This window comes from Parafrankia sp. BMG5.11, from assembly GCF_004337455.1.
The window spans coordinates 13,887-36,978 of the sequence record NZ_SJXI01000023.1 but is presented as its reverse complement, the minus strand read 5'-3'; the positions used below and the strand labels follow the sequence as shown (position 1 = coordinate 36,978).

Annotated in this window: 16 protein-coding genes; 9 read left to right on the top strand and 7 right to left on the bottom strand. The window is 72.5% G+C overall.

Annotation, left to right across the window (positions count from 1 at the left end; translation table 11 throughout):
• The first annotated feature begins 12 nt into the window (after positions 1-12).
• From E0504_RS17320 to E0504_RS17290, 7 genes are all read left to right on the top strand, one after another.
• Positions 13-1,452 carry an aldehyde dehydrogenase (NADP(+)) gene (locus E0504_RS17320; protein ID WP_112106730.1) on the top strand — a complete coding sequence of 480 codons (1,440 nt, stop codon included), beginning with the start codon at positions 13-15 and terminating at the stop codon, positions 1,450-1,452.
• A 3-nt stretch (positions 1,453-1,455) separates the two neighbouring features.
• Positions 1,456-2,349: an SMP-30/gluconolactonase/LRE family protein gene (locus E0504_RS17315; RefSeq protein WP_131625106.1), complete on the top strand. Its 894-nt coding sequence runs from the start codon at positions 1,456-1,458 to the stop codon at positions 2,347-2,349.
• Positions 2,350-2,502: 153 nt separating this feature from the next.
• Positions 2,503-3,264 (top strand): DeoR/GlpR family DNA-binding transcription regulator, encoded by a 762-nt coding sequence (locus tag E0504_RS17310; RefSeq protein ID WP_235014061.1) that lies wholly within the window; start codon positions 2,503-2,505, stop codon positions 3,262-3,264.
• Positions 3,265-3,420: 156 nt separating this feature from the next.
• Positions 3,421-4,587 (top strand): L-rhamnose isomerase, encoded by a 1,167-nt coding sequence (gene rhaI / locus E0504_RS17305; protein WP_071065090.1) that lies wholly within the window; start codon positions 3,421-3,423, stop codon positions 4,585-4,587.
• Positions 4,584-6,623, top strand: coding sequence for a bifunctional aldolase/short-chain dehydrogenase (locus E0504_RS17300; protein ID WP_112106731.1), 2,040 nt, complete (start codon positions 4,584-4,586; stop codon positions 6,621-6,623). The genes rhaI and E0504_RS17300 overlap by 4 nt, the downstream gene beginning before the upstream one ends.
• Before the next feature lie 2 nt (positions 6,624-6,625).
• Positions 6,626-8,029, top strand: a complete 1,404-nt coding sequence (locus E0504_RS17295) for a rhamnulokinase family protein (protein WP_112106706.1) — start codon at positions 6,626-6,628, stop codon at positions 8,027-8,029.
• Positions 8,026-9,240, top strand: coding sequence for an alpha-hydroxy acid oxidase (locus E0504_RS17290; RefSeq protein WP_112106707.1), 1,215 nt, complete (start codon positions 8,026-8,028; stop codon positions 9,238-9,240). The genes E0504_RS17295 and E0504_RS17290 overlap by 4 nt, the downstream gene beginning before the upstream one ends.
• Positions 9,241-9,305: 65 nt before the next feature.
• Here the strand turns inward: E0504_RS17290 and E0504_RS17285 are convergent, their stop codons facing one another.
• The 4 genes from E0504_RS17285 to xylA all read right to left on the bottom strand — a co-directional run bounded on the left by E0504_RS17285 (position 9,306) and on the right by xylA (position 15,374).
• Positions 9,306-11,069, bottom strand: coding sequence for an ABC transporter ATP-binding protein (locus E0504_RS17285; RefSeq protein ID WP_131625105.1), 1,764 nt, complete (start codon positions 11,067-11,069; stop codon positions 9,306-9,308).
• Between the two features lie 21 nt (positions 11,070-11,090).
• Entirely contained in the window at positions 11,091-12,332 is a 1,242-nt protein-coding gene (locus E0504_RS17280; protein WP_112106709.1) for a phytanoyl-CoA dioxygenase family protein, read from the bottom strand.
• A gap of 310 nt (positions 12,333-12,642) precedes the next feature.
• Complete coding sequence (locus E0504_RS17275; RefSeq protein ID WP_112106710.1) at positions 12,643-14,148, bottom strand: xylulokinase; 1,506 nt, start codon at positions 14,146-14,148, stop codon at positions 12,643-12,645.
• 14 nt (positions 14,149-14,162) lie between these two features.
• On the bottom strand, positions 14,163-15,374 hold the full coding sequence (gene xylA, locus E0504_RS17270; protein ID WP_112106711.1) for a xylose isomerase: 1,212 nt from the start codon (positions 15,372-15,374) through the stop codon (positions 14,163-14,165).
• An 83-nt stretch (positions 15,375-15,457) separates the two neighbouring features.
• Between xylA and E0504_RS17265 the strand changes: the two genes are divergently transcribed.
• Together E0504_RS17265 and E0504_RS17260 are read left to right on the top strand one after the other, a co-directional pair.
• Positions 15,458-16,720 carry an ROK family protein gene (locus E0504_RS17265; RefSeq protein ID WP_112106712.1) on the top strand — a complete coding sequence of 421 codons (1,263 nt, stop codon included), beginning with the start codon at positions 15,458-15,460 and terminating at the stop codon, positions 16,718-16,720.
• 322 nt (positions 16,721-17,042) lie between these two features.
• Positions 17,043-18,311: an aromatic ring-hydroxylating dioxygenase subunit alpha gene (locus E0504_RS17260; RefSeq protein WP_112106713.1), complete on the top strand. Its 1,269-nt coding sequence runs from the start codon at positions 17,043-17,045 to the stop codon at positions 18,309-18,311.
• A gap of 12 nt (positions 18,312-18,323) precedes the next feature.
• On the opposite strand, the gene E0504_RS17255 is transcribed toward E0504_RS17260, so the two are convergent.
• The 3 genes from E0504_RS17255 to E0504_RS17245 all read right to left on the bottom strand — a co-directional run bounded on the left by E0504_RS17255 (position 18,324) and on the right by E0504_RS17245 (position 23,092).
• On the bottom strand, positions 18,324-19,541 hold the full coding sequence (locus E0504_RS17255; RefSeq protein WP_131625104.1) for an ABC transporter substrate-binding protein: 1,218 nt from the start codon (positions 19,539-19,541) through the stop codon (positions 18,324-18,326).
• Between the two features lie 120 nt (positions 19,542-19,661).
• Positions 19,662-22,037, bottom strand: coding sequence for a glycoside hydrolase family 3 N-terminal domain-containing protein (locus E0504_RS17250; protein WP_131625103.1), 2,376 nt, complete (start codon positions 22,035-22,037; stop codon positions 19,662-19,664).
• Positions 22,034-23,092: a Gfo/Idh/MocA family protein gene (locus E0504_RS17245; RefSeq protein ID WP_112106716.1), complete on the bottom strand. Its 1,059-nt coding sequence runs from the start codon at positions 23,090-23,092 to the stop codon at positions 22,034-22,036. Before E0504_RS17245 ends, E0504_RS17250 begins: the two co-directional genes overlap by 4 nt.

Here is a 23,092-nt window from a genome sequence, read left to right as displayed (position 1 = left end):
GTCAACGGAAGGATGGCCGTGCACACCGTCACGACCGACACCGAAGCGCTGCTCGCCGCCGCGGCGGCGGCCCGGCCGTTCGGCGCGCTCGCGCCGGCCGCGCGTGCGTCGATGCTGCGCGCGGTGGCCGACGCCCTGGACGCCGCGGCCGAGACCCTGGTCCCGGTCGCGATGCGCGAGACACGGCTGCCCGAACCGCGCCTGCGCGGCGAGCTGGTCCGCACAACGTTCCAGCTCCGCCTGTTCGCCGGGCTCCTCGACGACGGCCGGTACCTCGAGGCGACGATCGACCCGCCCGACCCGGCCTGGCCCACCGGGCCGCGTCCCGACCTGCGCCGGATGCTGATCCCGGTCGGGCCGGTGCTCGTCTTCGCCGCCTCGAACTTTCCCTTCGCGTTCAGCGTCGCCGGTGGGGACACCGCCGCCGCGCTCGCCGCGGGCTGTCCGGTGCTGCTCAAGGCCCACCCCGGCCATCCGGAGCTGTCCCGTCTCACCGCCGCCGTCGTCACGGCCGCGCTGGCCGCCGCCGGTGCGCCCGCGGGGACGCTGGCCCTGATCGAAGGTGACGAGCCGGCACGGGCCGCCCTCGTCGACCCGCGCGTGCGGGCCGGTGCCTTCACCGGCTCGGAGCACGCCGGCCGGCTCCTTTTCAACCTCGCAGCCGCCCGCGACGAGCCGATCCCGTTCTACGCCGAGATGGGCAGCGTCAACCCGGTCTTCGTGACCGAGGCCGCCGCCGCCCGGCGCGGGCCGGAGATCTGGGCCGGCTACGTCGAGTCCTACACGCTGGGCACCGGCCAGTTCTGCACCAAGCCCGGCCTCCTGTTCGCCCCGGCCGGATCAGCCGAGGCGGACCTCGTCCGGCTGGTGTCCGCGCGCCCGGCCACCCCGCTGCTGGGGGAGCGGATCGCGGCCGGCTACCGGGACACCCTCGGCGGGCTCACGGGCCATCCCGCGGTTCGGGTGCTGGCCGCCGGCGCCGGGACGACGACCGGCGTGACGCCGACTCTGCTGGCCACCGGTGTCGCCGACTGGCTGCGTGACCCGGGCACGCTGGCGGTCGAGTGCTTCGGCCCGACGTCGCTGCTCGTCGCCTACGACGATCCGGCCGACCTGCTCGCGGTGGCCCGCGCCCTAGGCGGGCAGCTCACCGCCACCGTGCACGGCGAGGACACCGACGGCGTCCTCGCCGCGGACCTGCTCGCCGAGCTGCGGGAACGGGCCGGGCGGGTGCTGTGGAACGGATGGCCGACCGGCGTGTCGGTCAGCCCGGCCATGACCCACGGCGGCCCGTACCCGGCGACGACGTCCCTGCACACCTCGGTCGGGACGACGTCGATCTCCCGGTTCCTGCGGCCCGTCACGTACCAGTCGCTGCCCGAGCGCCTGCTGCCCGAGCCCCTGCGTGACGACAATCCCTGGGGGATCCCCCAGAACCGGCACGGCGGCTGACCGGTGGCCACCGACCGCCCCGAGCAGATCACCGACCCGGTGGCCTTCCACGGCGAGGGCCCGGTCTGGAGCCCCGACTGGGGCGGCCTGCGCTGCGTCGACCTGCTGGCCGGTGACGTCCTCGCCGTCGACACCACGAGCGGCGCCGTCCGCCGCGACCATGTCGGCGCCGTGGCCGCGGCGCTGCGACCACGAGCCGCGGGTGGGACGGTGCTCGCACTGGAACGCGGCTTCGCGCTCATCGGCCCCGCCGGCCCCGAAGACTTCTCCGGCCTCACCGGCGGAGTCCGCCGGTACCTCGGGGACCTGTGGGACGCCGACGCCGGGGTCCGGATGAACGACGGCGGCTGTGACCCGGACGGCCGTTTCTACTGTGGATCCATGGCCTACGCCGAGACGGCCGGCGCGGGCTCGCTCTACCGGCTCGCACCCGACGGCACCGTCAGCGTCGTGCTGACCGGCGTCACCGTCTCCAACGGGCTGGCCTGGAGCCCCGACGGCGCGCGGGCCTACTACGTGGACTCCGCGACATCACGGGTGGACGTCTTCGACTACGACTCGGAACGGGGGCTCCGCGACCGGTGGACGCTGGTCACCGTCCCCGAGGAGGCGGGTGCGCCTGACGGGCTCACCGTCGACGCCGACGGCTACCTGTGGGTGGCGCTGTGGGGCGGCGGCGCGGTCCACCGCTACTCACCCACCGGCCGGCTCGACGGGATCGTCCCGCTGCCCGTGCCCCGGGTGACGGCGTGCACCTTCGGCGGCGACCGCCTCGACACGCTCTACATCACCACCTCCCAGGTCGGCACCGATCTCACCCGGTATCCGGCGGCGGGTGCTGTGTTCGCCCTCGCCCCGGGAGTTCGCGGCCAGCCGGTGCAACCGTTCACGGGCTAGATCCGCGTGACTCGCTTCCGTTCTGGTGTCCCGCGGAACACTCGATCAGGGCACGGCACATCGCAGCTGATCAATCTCCGTGCAACGGGCTGTTAGTCTGACGTTGCTTCGCACACCGTTCTCACACGTAACGCCGCGCCCGGCGAGGTGCCTGTGTCACTGCCCCAGCGGAACGTTCCCGGCGAGGACCGCCTGACCTGGCTGAGTGACCAGCTCAGGGATCAGGGAGCGGTCACCATCACCGCGGCGGCGGCGGCGCTCAACGTCAGCGAGATGACGATCCGGCGGGACCTGTTCCAGCTGGAGGAACGCGGGGTGGCCCGCCGGGTGCGCGGCGGGGCGCGCTCCGTCGGCCCGCGCAGCTTCGCCCAGCGCCGGGACCGGATGGCGGCGGCGAAGTCGCGCATCGCGGCGAAGCTCGCCGAGCTCGTCCCGGACGGGGGCGCGGTCGCGTTCGACGCGTCCTCGACGGTCATGCGGCTCGCCGGCGCTCTGACCAGCGCGGACGATCTGCTCGTCGTCACGAACGGGCCCGACACGTTCGGCGTGCTGCGGGACAGGCCGGGTATCTCGGTGCTGCTGACCGGCGGACGGCTCGATCCGCGGACCGGCAGCCTGGTCGGCCCGCTGGCGAGCCGGGCGGCGGCGGACATCACCGTGCGGCGGCTGTTCGCCTCGGCGGCGGCCCTCGACGAGCGGGCGGGCCCGCTGGAGGAGACCCCGGAGGAGGCCGACGTCAAGCGCGCGCTGGCCGCGGGTGCCGAGCAGATCGTCCTGGCCGTCGACTCCTCGAAGCTCGGCACGCGGGCCGTCGCGCGCTGGCTCGACTGGGACCGCGTCGACTGGCTGGTGACCGAACTCGACCCGCAGGACGACCGGCTGGCGCCCTACCGACGGGTGACGCGGGTCCGGTGACGCGGCTCCGGTGACGCCACCGCGCCTGCCGTTGTGTCCCTGAGTGCCTTCCCGTCTCGATCCTCGCTTCACGATTGCCGGCCGTGCGAGATTGTGTGACAATTTACAAGATCTCACAGTGGTCGGAAGTGCTGGCGACCGGAAGGGCTGGCGATGATGCGGGCATTCAGCCAGGCGACAGAGGATCTTGCTCGGCAGGAGATCGAGCTGCCCTCGTGGGCGTTCGGGAACTCCGGGACCAGGTTCAAGGTGTTCCCGCAGCGCGGGATCCCGCGTGATCCGTTCGAGAAGGTCACCGACGCCGCACAGGTGCACCGGCTGACCGGGCTCGCGCCGTCGGTCGCGTTGCACATCCCCTGGGACCTCGTCGACGACTTCGGCAAGCTGGGCGAACACGCGCGGGACAACGGCGTCCGGCTCGGCACGATCAACACGAACACGTTCCAGGACGACGACTACATGCTCGGCAGCCTCTGCCACGTCGACGAGCGCGTCCGGGCGAAGGCGATCCGGCACGCCCTCGACTGCGTCGACATCATGGACGCCACGGGCAGCCGCGACCTGAAGATCTGGCTGCCCGACGGGCTGAACTACCCCGGCCAGGCCGACCTGCGCGACCGGCAGGATCGGCTCGCCGACGCGCTGGGCCAGATCTACGCCCGGCTGGCGGGGCACCAGCGGCTCGTGCTCGAGTACAAGCTGTTCGAGCCGGCCTTCTACGCGACCGACGTCCCCGACTGGGGCACCGCCTACGTCCACTGCCTCGCGCTCGGCGAGCGCGCCGTGGTGTGCCTGGACACCGGCCACCACGCCCCGAACACCAACATCGAGTTCATCGTGATGCAGCTGCTCCGGCTGGGGCGGCTGGGGGCGTTCGACTTCAACTCCCGCTTCTACGCCGACGACGACCTGATCGTCGGTGCCGCCGACCCCTTCCAGCTGTTCCGGATCATGACCGAGGTCGTCCGGGGCGGTGGCTACGACGAGGGCAGCGAGGTGACCTTCATGCTCGACCAGTGCCACAACATCGAGGCGAAGATCCCGGGCCAGATCCGGTCCGTGCTCAACGTGCAGGAGATGACGGCCCGCGCGCTGCTCGTCGACCGGGCCGCGCTCGCCGAGGCGGAGCGCGCCGGGGACGTGCTGGCCGCGAACGCCGTCCTCATGGACGCCTTCTACACCGACGTGCGCGCCGACCTCGCCGCCTGGCGTGAGTCGCGCGGGCTGCCCGCCGACCCCACAGCGGCCTTCCGGGCCAGCGGTTACGCCGAGCGCGTCGCGGCCGAGCGGGTCGGTGGCACCCAGGCCGGGTGGGGCGCGTGAGCGGGAACCGGACCGTCGCCGAGCTTCTCGCCCGGTCGAACCGGCTCGGTGCCGACCCGCGCAACACCAACTACGCGGGCGGGAACACCTCCGCCAAGGGCGTCGAGATCGATCCGGTCACGGGCCGCGACGTCGAGCTGCTGTGGGTCAAGGGGTCGGGTGGCGACCTCGGCACGCTGACCGAGCCCGGTCTCGCCGTGCTCCGGCTGGACCGGCTGCGCGCGCTGGTGGACGTCTACCCGGGCGAGGACCGCGAGGACGAGATGGTCGCCGCCTTCGACTTCTGCCTGCACGGCCGGGGCGGTGCCGCGCCTTCGATCGACACCGCCATGCACGGTCTCGTCGAGGCGCCGCACGTCGACCACCTGCACCCGGACAGCGGCATCGCCCTCGCGACCGCCGCCGACGGCGAACGGCTCACGAAGGACGTCTTCGGCACGAAGGTCGTGTGGGTGCCGTGGCGGCGGCCGGGCTTCCAGCTCGGCCTCGACATCGCGGCCGTGCGGCGGGACAACCCCGGCGCCGTCGGCTGCATCCTCGGCGGGCACGGCATCACCGCGTGGGGCGACACCAGCGAGGAGTCCGAGCGCAACTCCACCTGGATCATCGAGCGGGCGCGACTCCACATCGAACGGCACGGACGGCCGCGGCCCTTCGGTGCCGAGGTCGACGGCCGGCGCGCGCTGCCGGCCGCGCAACGGCGCGCCAGGGCGGCCGCGCTCGCGCCCCACCTGCGCGCGGTCGCGTCCCGCGACCACCGCATGGTCGGCCACTTCACCGACAGCGACGTCGTCCTGGAGTTCCTGGCGAGTGAGAAGCTGTTCGCGCTGGCCCGGCTCGGGACGTCCTGCCCCGATCACTTCCTGCGCACGAAGGTCCGCCCGCTGGTGCTCGATCTGCCGGCCTCGGCCTCACCCGAGGAGTGCGTCCAGCGGCTCGCGGAGCTGCACGAGGCCTACCGCGACGACTACCGCGCGTACTACGAGCGGCACGCGACCGTCGACTCGCCGCCGATGCGCGGCGCCGACCCGGCGATCATCCTCGTGCCGGGCGTGGGCATGTTCTCCTACGGCAGGGACAAGCAGACGGCGCGGGTCGCTGGCGAGTTCTGCGTCAACGCGATCAACGTGATGCGCGGCGCCGAGGCGGTCTCGTCCTACGCGCCGATCCCGGAGAGCGAGAAGTTCCGGATCGAGTACTGGGCGCTGGAGGAGGCGAAGCTGCGCCGCCTGCCCCAGCCGAAGCGGCACGCGGGCCGGGTCGCGCTGGTCACCGGCGCGGCCAGCGGCATCGGCCGGGCCACCGCGGCGCGGCTCGCCGCCGACGGCGCCTGCGTGGTCGTCGCCGACCTCGATCCGGACAGGGCCGTGTCGGCGGCAGTCGATCTCGGCGGCGCCGACGTCGCGGTCGGCGTAGGTGCCGACGTGACGAAGGCGGACGAGGTCGAGGCCGCCGTCGCGGCGACGCTTCTCGCCTTCGGCGGGATCGACCTGGTCGTCAACAACGCGGGCCTGTCCATCTCGAAGCCGCTGCTCGAGACCACCGAACGGGACTGGGACCTGCAGCACGACGTCATGGCGAAGGGGAGCTTCCTCGTCGCGCGGGCCGCGACGCGAGCCATGATCGCGCAACGGCTCGGCGGCGACATCGTCTACATCGTGTCCAAGAACGCGCTGTTCGCCGGGCCGAACAACGTCGCCTACGGCGCCGCGAAGGCCGACCAGGCGCACCAGGTCAGGCTGCTGGCCGCCGAGCTCGGCGGCCACGGGATCCGGGTCAACGGCGTCAACCCGGACGGCGTCGTGCGCGGCAGCGGCATCTTCGCCGGCGGCTGGGGAGCCCAGCGCGCGGCGGTCTACGGCATTCCCGAGGAGGAGCTCGGCGCCTTCTACGCCCGGCGGACCCTGCTCGGCCGGGAGGTACTGCCCGAGCACGTGGCCAACGCGGTCGCGGCCGTGTGCTCGGGCGAGCTCAGCCACACGACCGGCCTGCTCGTCCCCGTCGACGCCGGCGTCGCGGCCGCCTTCCTGCGCTGACGATGGCCGCCCGGGTTTTCGCCGCCGTCGACATCGGGGCGTCCGGCGGCCGGGTGATGGCCGGGCTGGTCGAGGGTGGCTCGGTGTCCCTGCGGCCGGTCCACCGGTTCGCCAACCCGCTCGTCGAGGCCGCGGGATCGCTGCGCTGGGACCTCGACCACCTGCACCGCGAGATGCTCCGCGGGCTGCGCCGGCTGGCCCGGGCCTGCCCCGAGCTGGAGTCGATCGGCATCGATACCTGGGCGGTCGACTTCGGGCTGCTCGACGCCGCCGGTGAGCTGCTCGCGCCCCCCGTCGCCTACCGTGACGGCGGCGCGGCGCAGGTCGTCGACGACGTGCACGCCACGGTGCCACCCGAGGAGCTGTTCGCCGTCAACGGGCTGCAGTTCCTGCCGTTCACCACGCTGTACCAACTCGCCGCGCAGCGGCGCGGTCCTCTGTGGGACCGGGCCGCGCACGTCGTCCTGGTGCCCGACCTGCTGGCCTACCGGCTGACTGGGCGGCTGCGCACCGAGCTCACGAACGCCTCGACGACCGGCCTGCTCGACGTCCGGACGTGCCAGTGGTCCGAGGAGCTGCTGCGGCGGCTCGACATCCCGCGCCGGCTCCTGCCGGACCTCGAGGAGCCCGGTACCGTCCGCGGCGTCACGCACGCACTCGGCCCGCCGGTCCCGGTGACGACGGTGGGCTCGCACGACACCGCCTCCGCCGTCGTCGGGGTCCCGGCGACGACCGACAGCTTCGGCTACGTCTCGTGCGGAACCTGGTCGCTGGTGGGCCTGGAGCTGCCGGCGCCGGTGCTCACCCCGGACGCCCGCGCGGCGAACTTCACCAACGAGATCGGCGTCGACGGCCGGGTACGGTTCCTGCGCAACGTCGGCGGGCTGTGGCTGCTCCAGGAATGCCTGCGGGAGTGGAACAACCCCGACCTCGAGGATCTCCTCGCCGCCGCCGCGGAGCTGCCATCCGGCGGCCCGGTGATCGACGTCGACGACCCCGCGCTCATCGCGCCGGGAAACATGCCGGCCCGGATCGCGGCGGCCGCGCGCGACGGCGACGGCCGGGTGCGCCGGACGCCGGTGCCGCGGACGCCGGCCGCGCTCGCGCGCTGCGTCGTCGACTCCCTCGCCCTCGCCTACGCGCGCACCCTGCGGCGGGCCGCGGACCTGACCGGGCGACAGGTCGAGGTCATCCATCTCGTCGGTGGCGGCTCCCGCGGCGAGTTACTGTGCCGACTCACCGCGGACGCGGCGGGGGTGCCGGTCGTCGCCGGGCCGGTCGAGGCGACCGCGCTCGGCAACGTCCTCGTCCAGGCTCGGGCCCACGGCGCCGCGCCGGCCACCCTGGAAGACCTGCGCGAGCAGCTCGCGCGCGCATCGACCCTCCGGAGGTACGAGCCGTCATGAGGCCCCTGGCGACACTGCGTTCCGTCATGCGGTTCGGCCCCGTCGAGACCAACCGGACCGAGCGGCGGCTGGCCCGGGCGGCCTCGGTGCACGACCTGCGGCGGATGGCACGGCGACGGCTGCCCGGCGGAGTCTTCGACTACATCGACGGTGCCGCGGAGGACGAACGCACCCTCGCCGCGAACGAGCGGGCCTACGCCGCTGTGACCTTCCGCCCGCGGGTGCTGCGTGGCCTGCCCGAGGTCTCGATCGGCACGGAGATCCTCGGCGCGCCGGCGGCGTACCCGCTCGTGCTCGCGCCCACGGGCTTCACCCGCATCGCCGATCCGCGGGGGGAGCTGGCGGTGGCCCGCGCCGCCGCCCGCGCCGGACTTCCCTACACGCTGTCCACCCTGAGCACGCGTTCGATCGAGGAGGTCCGCGCGGTCAGCGACGGGCGGCTGTGGTTCCAGGTCTACGCCTGGCGCGACCGCGGCCTGGTCAAGGAGATGATCGAGCGCGCCGCCGCGGCCCGGTACGAGGCGATCGTGCTCACCGTCGACACCGCCGTCTTCGGCCGCCGCGAGCGCGACGTCCGCAGGGGCTTCTCCCTGCCGCCCACCATCGGTCCGGGCACGATCCTCGACGGCCTGCTGCATCCCGGCTGGACCTGGCAGTTCGTCCGCAGCGAACCGATCCGGTTCAGCAACGTCGCGGGCCGAGACGTGGGTGACGGGGCGTCACCGGTGACGCTGTCCGACTACATCAACACCCAGTTCGACCCCGGCCTCTCCTGGGCGGACCTGACCTGGCTGCGCTCGGTCTGGGACGGCCGCATCGTCGTCAAGGGCATCCAGACGGTCGCGGACGCGAAGCTCGCGGCCGAGGCGGGCGTCGACGCGATCGTGCTGTCGAACCACGGCGGCCGGCAGCTGGACGGGGCACCGGCCACGCTGCCGCTCGTCGCCCCGGCCGCCGACGCGGTCGGCGGCCGCAGCGAGATCATCTGCGACGGCGGGGTCCGGCGCGGCAGCGACATCGTCAAGGCGGTCGCGGCCGGCGCGACAGCGGCCATGGCCGGCCGTGCCTACCTCTACGCGCTCGGCGCCGGCGGGGAGCGGGGGATCGACCGGCTGCTCGCCTGGTTCGCCGCCGACGTCCACCGCACCTTGGCCCTCCTGGGCGCGGCCAGTATCGCGGACCTGGACCAAGGCCACATCGACGTTCCCTGACGCGGTCTCCGGTCTCCGGACCAGATAGGCATCGCGACGGACCGGCTGTCAGCGGATCCTCCTACTCAGGCCACCGACTGTTCGTGGCAGTACAAGCGGTAGGTCGTCGAGGACTGGAGCAGCGAGGCGTGTGTGCCGGCGTCGGCGACCCGGCCGCGTTCCATCACGACGATCTGGTCGCAGTGGCGGACGGTGGCGATCCGGTGGGCGATGATCAGTGACGTCCGCCCGGACAGCAGCCGGTCCAGGGCGTCGAGCACGGCGCGTTCGCTGCCGGCGTCGAGCGCGCTGGTCGCCTCGTCGAGCACGACGATGGGGGGGTCCTTCAGCATCACCCGGGCGATGGCGAGACGTTGGCGCTGCCCGCCGGAGAGCATGACGCCGCGCTCGCCGAGCTCCGTGTGGATGCCGTTCTCCCAGGTGCGCACGAACTCCCAGGCGTTGGCCGCCTCGAGCGCCGCCTCGATGTCCTGGTCGGTGGCGGTCGGCTGGGCGAGTCGCAGGTTGCGCGCCAGCGAGCCGCTGATCAGCACCGACTCCTGGAAGACCACACCCACCGCGGCACGCACCGAGGCCTGGGTGACCTCGCGGAGGTCCTGGCCGTCGATGGCCACGCGGCCCTCGGCGGGGTCGAACAGCCGGAGCAGCAGCTGGGCGACCGTGGACTTGCCGGCGCCGGACGAGCCGATGAGCGCGACGCTGCGCCCCGGGGCGATCGTCAGGTCGAACCCGTCGAGGACCAGGTGCGACTGCCGTCCGGGGTAGGCGAACGAGACCCGCTCGAAGGTGATGCCGCCCCGGGCGACGGCCAGCGCCGGGGCCCGAGGGAGATCGCTGACCGCGGGTCGCTCCTCGAACAGCTTCGCGGCCCGCTCGCCGGCGGCCAGGCCAGCCAGCACCTCGGGGAGGCTGGTCATGACGACGGTCAACGAGCTCGACCCGCGCAGCCAGAAGCCCCAGACGGCGACGACGTCGCCGAGGGAGAGCGTCCCCGACGCGGCCCGCCACGCGCCGACGAACAGGAGCAGGAACGGCGCGACGAACGAGAGGTGGAAGCCGAGCGGGTCGGCGTAGCGGTGCTGTAGCCGCGCCAGGGCCTCGGACCCGGCCCGCACCCGGTCGGTACCGCCCCGCACCTGGCGCAGGGCGTCGTCCTCCGCGTTGAACGCCTTGAGGAGCGTGTTCACGCCGAGCATCTCCGCGAGCGTCCCGGAGGTGCGGCCGAGCTCGTCGCGGATGTCGCGGCTGTGGCGGCGGAGCCGCGGGAGCACCAGCAGCGTCCACCCGACGGCCACCGCGAGCAGGCCGAGCGCCAGCAGGGTCATCCAGGCGTCGACCCAGGCGATGAGGCCCACCGAGATGACCAGGACTGCCAGCGCCCACCACACCGTGAGGCCCTGCCAGACCGTCACTTCGAGGCGCTCGATGTCCTGGTTGATCGCGGCGGCGACGTCGCCGACCCGCGAACGGTGGAAGAAGTCCATCGACAGCCGCTGGACGTGCTCGTACAGGGCCCGCCGCAGGTTGTTCGCCCATCGCGTCGCACCACGCCTGCACCAGGTGTGGGCGAAGTAGGCCGCCACGAGGAAGGTCGCGGAGACGACGACCGCGGCAGTCGCGGGTCCCTGCCAGCCGTCGTGAAGGAACCGTCGCGGGTCCTGCTGGATGCGGTCGAGCACGACCCGGAACACCGCGGGCGTGAGACTCTGCGCGACCGCGTCGACGAGGATGAGCGCGTAGCCGCCGACGAGCAGCCGCCCGCCGTCGCCGGCGTGACTGAACAACGTGCGCAGGGCGTGCGCTCTCCTCCCCGGAGACTTACGCGTCATGAGGACGCCCGTTGCCCACCATCACGTTCGGGTCGCCTCGTCGAGGAGGATCTGGGAGATCCGCTCGCGCAGCGCCGCCAGGGCGTGGCCGCCGCTGTTGCTGTTGTTCTCGCCGTTGGCGTCGTCCGCGCGCGGAGCGAGGGAGAACCCGGTGTAGAGGACGCGCCGTTCCTCGACGAGGGGCGGAGTCGACTCGTGGAGGGTGCAGGTCAGGTGCACCGTGATGTCGCCCGGCTCGGTCGGCACGGCGACGACGGGCAGGTACGGTCGCGATTTGGCGATTTCCACCGGCATCAGAACACGGTGGGACCCGGCGATGACGCGGAGCTGGCCGTTGGTCTCGCCGCTGCCGGTGACCGCGATCCCGACGACCATGTTCGAGCAGTTGTAGGCGTGGCGGCCGAAGTGGCAGTCGCGGTGAAAGCTCACGTCCGACGCGCCGACCGTGACACCGATCGGCTTGATGAGCGCTTCCAGGCCGCGACCGTCCACCGGACGCCGTTCGAGCAGGTCGCCGCCGGCCAGAACACCGCGTAAATGCTCCCAGCGTTCGCCCCGCAGGATCGCCGAGGTCGCGGGGGAGTGAGCGATGAACTCCTGGAGCCGCACACAGCGGCGGCTGCCGTCCTCCAGGGTCGCCCACCAGGAACGACCGTCACCCTCACGGTAGTGGGGGAGCGCCCGGTCGATGTCGGAGGAGACCTCGGTCATGTCCGCCGGGTCCAGCCAGCCGCGCAGGTGAAGGTAACCGGCCTCGCGCAGGAAATGCGCGACGTCCGCCGGATCGTCGGCCGGGGTGAAGACGCGCCCGAGGTCGATCGGGGTCCCGTGACGATCGACGAACTCGATCGTGTCGTCCACGACCGGCCAGCCCTCCAGCAGCGTCAGCCAGAGCGAGTCCCACGCGGAGACGTCCGCCTCGGACCCGTCGCGGTAGCGCAGCTCGCGCGCGATCAGCATCGCGTTGAACGATCGCTGGTTCTGCGCCCAGTCGGAGAACTCTGCCTCGCTGAGCGTCACGACAAGCGCGCCCTCGACGGTGCCGCGGGAGGCGGTCAGGGTCGTGCCGTCGCTCGAGAACGACCAGGAGGACGCGCCGATCTCGATGGAGAGTGGTGGTGCCTGTAAAAAGGCGATCCCCCGCGCGACGAGAGGGCCATGGCGCGAGACGAGTCCCGGGAATTCCCGCGCGAGAAAATCCTCGATGTCGACGTGGCGCAGGTCGGCATCGCGACGTGTACGGCGATCCAGGGCGATGGGCATGACGATTCTCCCGTCGGAGTGTGCCGCCGGCGAGCATCTTGCTGATCTTCTGTGTTCGGGTCGATTCGTGCCGCGGAAAAGCCGGGACACGCCGAAGATGCTCGAGACTCAACGTCGTCAGGAAACGGCCGGCGGCAACTCGGAATCCGCGTCCACCACTGATCGGCGCGGCTCGGTGACACGGCTCGACAATCGGCATGTCTGCGGGACTGAACCCTGGCCTGTGCACCCACCGCGGAACGTGTAGGAGCCTAATGCAGAGTTACTAGTGCGCGCAAGTGGCGAGCCGGACGTCGGCAACCCACGTCGGCTAGCCGCGCCGGCTCTCGACCGTGGCGGCGACGGTCGCCGCCACCTCCCGGTACCGGTCGAGGACGGAGGGGAGCGGCTCGGCCGTGCGGGTGACGGCGTCGGGGCGGTGCCAGGACGGCGGTGCGGCGCCGCCCGAGCGGGCCAGGACCGTCGCGGCCTGCCGGGCGGCACCGTCGGCGACGTACTCGCCGGGCGCGGGCACGGCGACGGGCACCCCGAGGATCGCGGGCGCGATCTCCTGGACGGCGCGTGACCGGGCGCCGCCGCCGACAAGGAACACCCGGTCGATGCGTACACCCTGGTCGCGCAGGGCGTCGAGGCAGCCCGCCATGAGGCAGAGCACGCCCTCCACGGCGGCGCGGGCGAGGTTGGCCGGGGTCATCGACGCCGGCGTGAGGCCGTGCAGGGAGCCGGTGGCGGTGGGCAGGTTCGGGGTGCGCTCGCCCTCGAGGTAGGGCACGAGCACCAGGCCCGCGGCTCCCGGCGGAACGCTCAGGGCGAGCCGGCTGAGCTCGTCGTGGCCGACGCCGAGCAGGGTTCCCGTCGCGTCGAGGACGCGGCTGGCATTGAGGGTGCAGGCGAGCGGCAGGTGGTGACCGGTCGCGTCGGCGAAGCCGGCCACCGCGCCGGTGGCGTCCCGGGTGGCGGCGGTGGCGACCGCGGCGACGACGCCGGAGGTTCCCAGAGACATCAGAGCCTCGCCCGGCCGCAGGTCCAACCCGAGCGCCGCCCCGGCGTTGTCGCCGCATCCCGGCCCCAGCAGCAGGTGGCCCCAGCCGGCGGAGGTGTCGCCCCGTCCCGCGATCTCCTCGGGACCGGCGACGGTCGGGAGCACGATCCGTTCGACGTCGCCGGGCGTGCGGCGCAGCGCCAGGGCCAGCAGGTCTCGCCGGTAGGCACCGCTGACGGCGTCGAAGTAGCCGGTGCCGGAGGCGTCGGAGCGGTCGGTCCGCAGGGTGTCCAACGACTGGGCGCCGGAGAGGCGCCAGGTCAGCCAGTCGTGGGGCAGCGCGACCGCGGCGATCCGGGCCGCGGCGTCGGGCTCGTGGTCGGCGAGCCAGCGCAGCTTGGTGACGGTGAACGAGGCGACCGGGACCAGGCCGACCGCGGCTGCCCACCGCTCGGCTCCCCGCCCGCCGCCGTGCTCAGCACCCAGCTTGGCTCCCTGCACGGCCTCGCCGTCGCCGAGCTCGGCGACGAGGTCGTCCGCCGCCTGGGCGGACCGGGTGTCGTTCCACAGCAGCGCGGGCCGGATGACCCGCCCGTCGCGGTCGAGCGCGATCATCCCGTGCTGCTGGGCGGCGACCGAGACGGCTTCGACGTCGCCGAGGCCGCCGGCCTGTTCGACCGCGGTGAGCAGGGCCGTCCACCAGTGTTCGGGGTCGATCTCCGTCCCGGGGGGATGGGGCGCGGTTCCCTGGCGGACGAGAGCGCCGGAGTCGGCGTCCCGGATGACCACCTTGCACGACTGGGTGGACGAGTCGATCCCCGCGACGAGCGCCATGACGGCGGGCCGGCTCAGCCGGCCGAACGGGCGGCTGCCGCGCCCGGGGCGGGCGAGCCGACGAGGTGCTCGATCGCCAGTTGCTGGAGCCGCACGAAACCGAAGTCCCGCTCGGCCGCCTTGGCCGGGTCGAAGCCGTCGTCCGAGGCGAGGAGGTCGGCCGCGGTCTCGCCGGGGGCGAGGGTGGGCTCGGCCAGCTCGAACACCCCGGCGTAGGCCATCGCCTCCTGGACGACGGGGTCGGCGCGGAATGCCGCCGCCTTCTCGGCGAGCAGCAGGTAGGTCGACATGCACGCCCGCGCCGACTCCCAGACCCCGGCCATGCCCTCCGTCCGCGACGGCTTGTAGTCGAAGTGGCGGGGACCGGTGTACCGGGGGCCGTCCGGGTAGCCCGGGAAGCCGTTCTCGAGCAGGTCGACGGTGAAGAACGCCGAGACGAGATCGCCGTGCCCGAAGACCAGGTCCTGGTCGTACTTCAGGCCCCGCTGCCCGTTGAGGTCGATGTGGAAGAGCTTCCCGCTCCACAGCGCCTGGCCGAGCGCGTGGGTGTAGTTGAGGTTGGCCATCTGCTCGTGCCCGGTCTCCGGGTTGAGTCCGACGAGGTCGCCGTGCTCCAGCTCGGCGATCAGCGCCAGCGCGTGCCCGACGGTGGGCAGGAAGATGTCGCCGCGTGGCTCGTTCGGCTTGGGTTCGAGCGCGATTCGCAGGTCGTAGCCCTGGCTTTTGATGTAGCCGGCGACGGTGTCCAGGCCCTCCCGGTAGCGCTCCAGCGCGGCGAAGACGTCCTTCGACCCGTCGTACTCGCTGCCCTCCCGGCCGCCCCACATGACGAACGTGGTCGCGCCGAGCTGGGCCGCGAGGTCGACCGCGCGCAGCACCTTGCGCAGGCCGAACCGGCGCACGCCGCGGTCGTTCGAGGTCAGGCCGCCGTCCTTGAAGACGGGATGGGTGAAGGTGTTCGTGGTCACCATCTCGATGACCAGGCCGGAGGCGTCCGTGGCCTCCTTCAGCCGGCGGGACGCCCGCGCGTCGTCGTCGGCGTCGAAGGGGAAGAGGTCGTTGTCGTGCAGGGTGATGCCCCAGGCACCGATCTCGGCCAGCCGGTCGGCGTACTCCCACGGGTCGAGGGCCGTCCGGGTCGGCAGGCCGAAGGGGTCGGTGCCAGTCCAGCCGACGGTCCACAGGCCGAAGGAGAACTTGTCCTCGGGGGTGGGCTGTCGTGGCATGACTGCTCCGATCCGTGCTGCTCCGAAACCGCATCTTTAGTATTTTGATAAAACATAATCCTGGGTAGCGGTAGCGTCAACGGGTGCCCCTGGAACTGTCCGGACCTCGACCGACAAACGGCGCCCGGCAGGCAACCCTGCGTGAGAGCAACCTCGCCCTGGTAGCCCGCACCGTCGCCGCCGCGGCGCCGGCGTACCTTTCGCGGGCGGACGTCGCCGGGGCGACCTCGATGACCCGGGCCACCGCGTCCCGCCTCGTCGACGAGCTCGTCGCCGGCGGTGTCGTGGACGAGCTGGGCCCGGACGAGCTGGACCGGCCCGCGCCCCGTCGCGGCCGGCCAGGGACGCCGCTGGCCCCGGGCTCGCGGATCGCGGCGCTGGGGCTTCAGATCGACGCCGGATTCCTGGCGGCCAGGGTGATCAACCTGCGCGGCCAGGTCCTCGCCGAGTGGGTCGCGAGTGGAGATCTCGTCGCGAGCCCGCCGGAGGTGGTGCTGCGTCGCCTCGACGCCGCGAGCGGCGACGTCCTGTCCCGGCTGCCCGCCGGATCCCGCCTCGTCGGAGCCCGGCTCGCCCTGCCCGGCATCGTCGCCGTGGGGGAGGGGCGGCTGCTGCGGGCACCGACCCTCGGCTGGTCGGACCTGCGACCGGTCGACGTGCTGGGCGCCGGAACGCTCGCCGAGCTGCCGTTGACGATCGGAAACGAGGCCGACCTGGCCGCGTGGGCGGTCGCCGAGAGCGCGCCGGGCCGCGCGGGCCCACTGCCGGACTTCGTCTACCTCTCGGGCGGGATCGGCATCGGCGGCGCCGTGGTCCGGGACGGTGCGGTCATCACCGGCCGCCACGGCTGGGCGGGTGAGGTCGGGCATGTGTGCGTCGACCCCAACGGCCCGAGCTGCCCGTGCGGGTCGACCGGCTGCCTGGAGCGCTATGCCGGACGGCACACGCTGCTCGCCGCCGCCGGACTGGCCGACACCGTGTCGCCCGAGCTGCTGCGCGAGCGGGTGGCGGCCGGCGATCAGCAGGCGTGCCAGGCCGTGGCCGTGGCCGCGTGGGCCCTCGGGATCGCGCTGGCCAGCGTCATCAACATGTTCGACGTTCCCACCGTCGTTCTCGGGGGCTACCTCGGTCAGATCGCCGGCCTGCTGCGCGCGGACCTCGACCCGGCCATGCGGGCCCGCGTGCTGTCGGCCCGCTGGGCCGCGCCGGCGATCGTCGCGGCCGAGCCCGGCGCCGCCCCCGGTGCCACCGGCGCGGCCTTCGCCGAGCTGGCGGCGGTGATCGCCGACCCGGCGCGTTGGACCGTCCGGCCGGCGGCCCGGGACATGGAACTGCGTAGCGGCTGAGGAGCGGCGCGGGGACGGCCGTCCCCGCGGGTCCCGGTAGGGAGAGACCGGCCGGAGCCGACGGGCGATGAGATCAGCCGGCGCGCCCAGAAACCAGACAGATCCGTTCGGTTACTGGCGGGTGCCCGCGCCGCCGCGCGGACGACCGAGCAGACAACTGCCGGTAAGCAGCCGGACCGTTCACTCTGGTGATGGCCCTCGCCTGGGCGGACTGGAGGCCACCGGCCAGAGGCGTCCCTGCCGGCGGTTGACCGAAACCATACGGCATCGTAGCGTTCTGCCTCGTCGTCCCATGTCGGCGCGGTACCTTGGAGGCACTCTGATGGCGCACTTCACCAAGCCCGTCGAAGGCAGCTGGACAGAGCACTTCCCCGACCTCGGAACCGATTTCGTCTCGTTCGAGGACTCGATCTCACCGGAGCACTACGAGCTGGAACGCAGGGCGATCTTCGAGCGGAGCTGGCTCAGCGTCGGCCGCGTGGAGCAGGTCCCGAAGCGGGGGAGCTACTTCACCAGGGAGATCCACGCCGCCCGAGCCTCGATCATCGTCGTCCGCGACAACGAGGACCAGATCCGCGCCTTCCACAACGTCTGCCGTCACCGCGGCAACAAGCTGGTGTGGAACGACTTCCCGCACGAGGAGGTCGAGGGCACCGCGCGCCAGTTCCAGTGCAAGTACCACGCCTGGCGCTACGGGCTCGACGGCGCGTGCACCTTCGTCCAGCAGGAGACGGAGTTCTTCGACCTCGACAAGTCGAAGCTCGGTCTCGCGGCGGTGCGCTGCGAGGTCTGGGAGGGCTTCGTCTTCGTCAACCTCGACAACGAGGACACCACCCCGGTGCGCGAGTACCTCGGGCGGTTCGCGAAGGGCATGGAGGGTTACCCGTTCGACCAGATGACCGAGGTCTACCGGTACCGGGCGCACGTCAAGAGCAACTGGAAGCTCTACATCGACGCGTTCGCGGAGTTCTACCACGCGCCCGTCCTGCACGCGAAGCAGTACGTCGGCGACGAGTCCCGCAAGCTCATCGGCTACGGCTACGAGGGGCTGCACTACGACCTCGACGGCCGGCACTCGATGCAGTCCGCGTGGGGCGGCATGTCACCGCCCAAGGACCTCTCCATGGTGAAGCCGATCGAACAGGTTCTGCGCAGCGGGAACTTCGGGCCGTGGGACCGTCCCGACATCACGGGGCTCGACCCGCTGCCCGAGGGCGTCAACCCGTCGGGCCACCGGGCGTGGGGCAACGACTCGTACGTGTTCTTCCCGAACTTCATGATCCTGATCTGGGCGCCGGGCTGGTATCTCACCTACCACTACTGGCCGACCGCGTACAACCAGCACATCTTCGAGGGAACGCTGTACTTCGTCCCGCCGAAGAACGCGGCGGAGCGCCTGCGGCACGAACTGGCCGCGGTCACCTTCAAGGAGTTCGCGCTGCAGGACTGCAACACCCTCGAGGCGACGCAGACCATGCTCGAGTCCCGCGCGGTCCGGAATTTCCCCCTTAACGACCAGGAGATTCTCATCCGTCATCTCCACAAGTCCGCGAACGACGTCGTCGCCGCCTACCAGGCCGCGGCGAAGTGACCCCGGGCCGGGTCAGCCGTTGGAGCCCTCGGCGCAGAGCTCTTCCTGGATGACGTCGAACGTGGTGCCCGAAGGGCCGACCTGGACGAAGGCATGGCAGGCGATCGGCTTGCCGGCGTTGTCGCGCAGGTCGACGGGTGCGACGAGGCCCCCGGCGTCGTAGTCGGGGACGGCGCGCAGCGCCTTGATGAACCCCGCACGGGTGGGGCAGGGGCCAGCCAGGTCGAGTCCGCGCAGGAACATGTCGGCCGAGATGTAGGTGAACATCGCGAACTGCTGTTCCGGGTTCACGGTCTCCGGCGCGTAGCGGGTCATCGCGGCGCGGTAGCGCTCGATCGCGGGCCCGCCGGCTTCGAAGGGGCGGAAGAACACCGGGAGCGAGACGCCGGCGAGGGCCGGGCCGGAGGTGGCCAGCAGGCTACGGTCGTAGCCGGAGAGCGCGACGCTGACAGCGAGGTGCAGGCCGTTCCTGCGCGTCGCCTGGACGACGTCGGCGAAGTCGTTCGCCGCGGTGATGCCGAGCAGGCTGTCGGCACCGGACTCGGCGATCTGGCGGGCTGTCCGGTCGGGGTTGTCGATGGTGGCGGAGTAGGGAAGCACCGCGACGACGGTGAGCCCCAGGGCCTGCAGGTGCTGTGAGTAGGTGGCCACGATGTCGGAGCTGAAGGCCGACTGCCCCGAGGTCACCAGGGCGACCTTCCTGCCGCCACCGGCCTGGATGTACCGGCCGATGATCTCGGGTGAGGCCGAGTACATGTAGGAGAACATGTTCGCGTGCCCGGCCCAGGCCGGTTCGGCGGCGAGCCCGGTGACCGGCACCCCCTGGCCTGTCAGGTAGTCCAGCGAGTCGCCGGTGACGGCGCTGCTCATCACCAGGCCGAAGACGGAGTCGGTGCGGATCAGGCCCTCGGTGACCTTCGCGTTGACCGGGCCCGAGCTCTCGTCGTCGCGCCACTGGTAGACGATCCGGCGGCCGTGAACGCCGCCCTCGGCGTTGGCCAGGCTGATTCTCGCGTCGAAACCGGCGCGGGCGGAGGAGAAGGCACTGCCGGCCCCTCCGGAGTCGGAGTACACGAACCCGAGCGTGATCCGGTCGGGTGTCACCCCGGGGGAGCCGCAGGCCGCGGCCGCGTCGGGCCGGGTTCCCGGCGCGGAACAGGCGGTGACGGCGAGGAGGATCGCGGCCGCCGCCGCTGCCACGGACGATCTGGCCAAGGTGCGTGAACGCATGCGGGTTTCCTTCAGCGGTACTTGGTGAGGACGACGGAGATCCCGGGTGGTCGCCAGGCCAGGGCGACGCCGGCCTTTCCTCCGCGGTCGGGATACGGGAAGGGGATCCGGCGTGCGCCGTCAGGCGCGGCGGGCGGACAGCGGTACGGTCCGCGAGCAGTGGATGTCGTCACTGCTGAGCGCGGCCAGCACGGTGACGTCGCCGGGCTCGAGGCCGCGGGTGCCGTCGGCCATCGTGTAGAACAGCCGCTCGACCGGGGCTTCGAGGAGAACGCGCCGCGTCTCTCCCGCGGCCAGGGCCAGGCGGGTGAAACCGAGGAGCTGGCGGACGGGGCGGACGACAGTCGCGGCTTCGTCCCGTGCGTAGAGCTGTACGACGGTCTCGCCGTCGACGGCGCTGGTGTTCGACACGACGAGCCGCGCCCGCAGCAGTCCGTCGATCTCCTCGACCGCCGGTTCGGCTGACTCGTCGAGGGCGATGTCGAAGGAGCTGTAGGAAAGGCCGTGCCCGAAGGCGTAGAGCGGGGCGTCGTCGTCGAGGTCGTTGTAGCCGTGCCGGGTGCCGGTGGGATGGTCGTAGCCGCTGCCGAAGTGGTGCCCGTGGTAGGTCGGGATCTGGCCCAGATGCCGGGGGAAGGCGCTCGGGAGCTTTCCGCTCGGGTTGATCGCACCGAACACGGCCCCTGCGATCGCCGGGCCGGCTTCTTCGCCGAGCAGTGGTGCGAGAAGGACTGCGCGCGAGGCCCGAGCCACGCTGCCGAGGAGGAGGGGACGTCCGGAGACCACCACGGTCACCAGGGGCCTGCCGGTCGCGGCGAGCAGGGCGACGAGCTTGTCCTGCTCGCCGGGCAGGCCGGGGGACGCGGTGGACTGGCCCTCCCCGGCGGTGTTGTTCCCGACCCATCCGGTCCGCTCGCCGACGACGGCGATGACGACGTCGGCGACCGCCGCGGCCACCGCCGCCTGGTCCAGTGCATGCTCAGGGTCGGCCTCGAACCGGCCGAGCGGAACGAACTCGACGGTCGGGTCGAAGCCCCGCAGCGCGTCGAGCACGGTGGGCGCCTCGGGGTGGATCCGCCGGGCCTCCGCCTCGAACCTCTCGTCGAACCCCGGCATCCGCGGCTGGAAGATGTCGGTGAACACGAAGGTGGCCGGATCGACGCCGGGCACCTGCCCCGTCATCACCGCCGTCATTCCCAGCGGCATCTCGGCGTTGGAGACGGAGGTGTAGGCGCCGAAATGGATGCGCAGCTCGTCGGCGGCCGGGCCCACGACGACGATGCGCCCACCCCGAGGTGCCAGGGGCAGGGTGCCGTCGTTGGCGAGCAGGACCAGGCCACGGGCGGCGATGGCGCGGCGCACCTCGGCCGCCTCGGCCCGGTCCGGGGGCGCCGCGGCGGACGCGGCGCGTGGCGCCGCCATCCCCGGGATGAGTCCGACGCGGGCCTTGACGGTGAGGACCCGGGTGACCGCCGTGTCGAGGACGTGTTCGTCGAGACGGCCACCGGTGACCTCGTCGGCCAGGTGGGAGAAGTTCACGTCGCCGGGGAGCTCGGCGTCCAGGCCGGCGCTGATCGCCTGGACGGCGGCCTGCCCTTCCGAGGACGCGGTGTGGTAGATCGTCCGCAGCATGTCCACGGCGCTGTAGTCGCTGACCACGATGCCGTCGAAGCCGAGCTGGCCGCGGAGCAGGTCGGTGAGCAGCCAGCGGTCAGCGGCGCAGGGCACGCCGTCGAGCTCGTTGTAGGAGTTCATGACGGCGACCAGGCCGGCCTCGGTGATGGCGCGGCGGAACAGCTCGGCGTACTCGTCGATCAGGGCGCGGCGTCCCAGCTGGGTGACCGCCTGGTTGAGGCCGCCCTCGGAGGCGCCGTACCCGGCGAAGTGCTTTCCCGTCGCGAGCAGGCCGGAGTCGCCCTCGGGGCCCTGGACACCCCGGACGAAGGCGACCGAGAACTGGGCGGCGAGCTCGGGGTCCTCACCGTACGTCTCGTGCACGCGGCCCCAGCGGGGATCCCGCGCGAGGTCCATGACCGGGGAGAAGGCGAGGTGGATGCCGGTCTCCCGCATGTGGGCGGCGCTCACGGCCGCCGCGCGGGTCACCAGCGCCGGGTCCCAGGTCGCCGCCTGCGCCCAGGCGGTCGGGAACTGCGAGCCCGAGACATGCAGGAAGCCGTTGACGGCCTCGTTGTGCGCGAGGGCCCCGATGCCGAAGGGGGCGACCGCACGCACCGCCGACTGGATCCGGTCGAGCGCGGACCGCAGGCTCGCCGCGTCGTGGCCGAGGAACCAGGACAGGGACAGGTGACCGGCCCCGTGCGGGCGCAGTGACGGCACCCGGCTGACGTCGATGTCCGGACTGGCCGGGCGCGGCCCCTCGCCACGGACGATGAGATCGGTTACCGCGAACCCCGTCAGCTGGGCGATCTTCTGGTCCAGCGTCAGCCGGGACACCAGGTCCGGGACCTTGCCGGGGCTCAGCGTGCTGCGGGTCACCTCGGGGTTCCTTCTTCGCTGGTCGGGTAGCGCAGGCCGATCTGGGCCCGGGCGGCGTCGAGGGTGCGCATGACCGACACGGATTCCGCGAGCGGCATGAGGTCGCTTTCCAGCTGCCCGGCGCGCAGCCGGTCGTGGATGTGACGGGCCTGGTGGTGCAGGCCGCCTCCGGCCCTGTCGCCGGGGCCCGGGCCGCCGGGGCCGGTTCCGGTAAGGGCGGCGGGGTCGAGGGCGGCGGGCAGGCTCAGGTGCTCGGTGCCGAACGGGCCGCGCAGGACCAGTTCGTCCGGGCAGTGCATCATCGCGGGCAGCTCGATGCTGCCCGTGGTGCCGGTGATACGGCCGGTACAGGCGAGGCCTGCCCGCAGGGATGCCTTGGCGAGGGCCACCGCGCCCGTGTCGTAGCCCGTCATGACGGCGGTGTGCTCGTCGACGCCGGTCTCGCCGAGCTGGGCGAACGCGGCGACCCGGTCCGGTTCGCCGAGCAGCATGCTGGCCAGCGACAGGGGGTAGACGCCCAGGTCGAGCAGGGCGCCGCCGCCCTGGGCCGGATCGAACAGCCGGTGCGACGGATCCATCGGGAGCCGGAAGCCGAAGTCACCGTCGACGGCGAGGACGGTGCCGATCGCGCCGTCGGCGACCAGCTCCCGGATCCGGACGTAGGCGGGCAGGAAGCGGCTCCACATCGCCTCCATCAGGAACTGCCCGCGCGCGCGGGCAGTGGCCACCATGTCGGCGGCCTGGTCCGCGTCGAGGGCGAACGGCTTCTCGCACAGCACACCCCGCCCGGCGTTCAGGAACAGCAGCGTGTGGCGGTGGTGGTGGGAGTGCGGGGAGGCCACGTAGACGACGTCGACGCCGTCGTCGGCGGCAAGCTCCTCGTACGATCCGTAGCTGCGCCGGCGTGGCACGCCGAACTTCTCGCCGAACTCGTCGGCGGTCCGCTGGTGCCGCGAGCCGACGGCGACCAGCTCGGCGTCGGGCAGGCGGCTGAGCGCCTGCGCGAACCCGTTCGCGATGGAGCCGGTGCCCGCGATCGCCCAGCGCAACGACAT